1 protein-coding gene is annotated in these 1244 nt (G+C 50.4%); it reads right to left on the bottom strand.

Features of this window, described 5'->3' with window-relative positions; all coding sequences use genetic code 11:
* Nucleotides 1-232: 232 nt before the first annotated feature.
* Nucleotides 233-1244, bottom strand: a 1012-nt coding sequence (locus B2067_RS06355; RefSeq protein WP_301387828.1) for a Lon-insertion domain-containing protein, incomplete at its 5' end; no start/stop codon positions are given.

Here is a 1244-nt window from a genome sequence, read left to right as displayed (position 1 = left end):
TGGTATGGATTGTGTTATCAGTAAGCCTGTGGATTATTCAATGCTTTATGATCAACTGGTTTCGCTAATTATTAAGGGGCGTCACCCGGTGCGCATTGCCTGACGCTGACGTGTTGCTGTGACGTCTGATCTTGATAAGAAGAAGGGCTGAAAACTCAGCCCTTTTTATTTCTGTCGCTTTGTATCTGTACTTCTATTTCAACCCATTTGAATCCCGCGGTCACCTGTCGGTTTATTTTACCGAAGCGTCATCTTCCGGCGACTCCCCATCTTTGCGAGAAGGGTCAGTCATGCGGGCGATGGCTTCAAGGCGTTTGATGATTTCTCCGTTTACGCTACCTTCTGGGAAATTGCCCTCTGCATCTGCGATACCAGGCTCCCGGTCCAGCAACAGATGGATGGCTTCGTCGACGTGGCGCACGCAGTAAATATGGAATTCACCGGCCTCGACGGCCTTTAGTACATCGTCATGTAAAACAAGATTACGCTGATTGGCTGCTGGGATAATTACCCCTTGCTTGCCGGTCAGTCCCCGAGCGTTGCAAAGACGGAAGAAGCCTTCGATCTTCTCATTCACGCCACCGATGGCCTGGGCTTCACCGTATTGGTTGACCGAACCTGTAATAGCAAAACTCTGATCAATCGGCGAGTGAATCAGAGCCGAAATAAGACAAATCAGTTCAGCCATAGAGGCGCTGTCACCATCGACGTAACCGTAAGACTGTTCCATTGCGATATGAGCAGAAATAGCGAGAGGGAATTTCTGTGCGTAGCGGTTCCCCAGGAAGCCTGAAAGAATCATAACACCTTTAGAGTGAATCGCCTGACCCAGAGCGACTTCACGTTCGATATCGACAATACCTTTTGAACCCGGATATACCGACGCTGTAATTCTGGCAGGTGAGCCGAAACTGGTGTCGCCGAGTGACATCACGGTCAGTCCGTTAATTTTACCGATGGCGGTGCCGGTGGTCTCGAGAAGCACTGTGCCGTCCAGCATCTGTTCAAAAAGCTTGTCGTAGACTCTTCCAGTACGTTCCTGTTTGGCCTTAAGCGCACGATCGATATGAATTGTGGTGATTAATTCGTCCTGCGCCAGCTTGCGAATGAAGTCGGCTTCAGCGAGTAGGTCAAACTGATCACCAATTAACGCGCTTAAAGTATCCTGCTGTTCAGCAAGGCGGGCGCTGTGTCGGACCATGCGCTCAACGGCGGCTTTGTCGAGGTCGGCGTATTGCTGCTCT

The organism is Thalassolituus sp. UBA2590 (assembly GCF_002339775.1).
In the GTDB taxonomy this organism is placed as follows: Bacteria; Pseudomonadota; Gammaproteobacteria; order Pseudomonadales; family Oceanobacteraceae; genus Thalassolituus.
The sequence above is the reverse complement of the archived record's forward strand: the minus strand, read 5'-3'. Positions and strand labels throughout refer to the sequence as shown.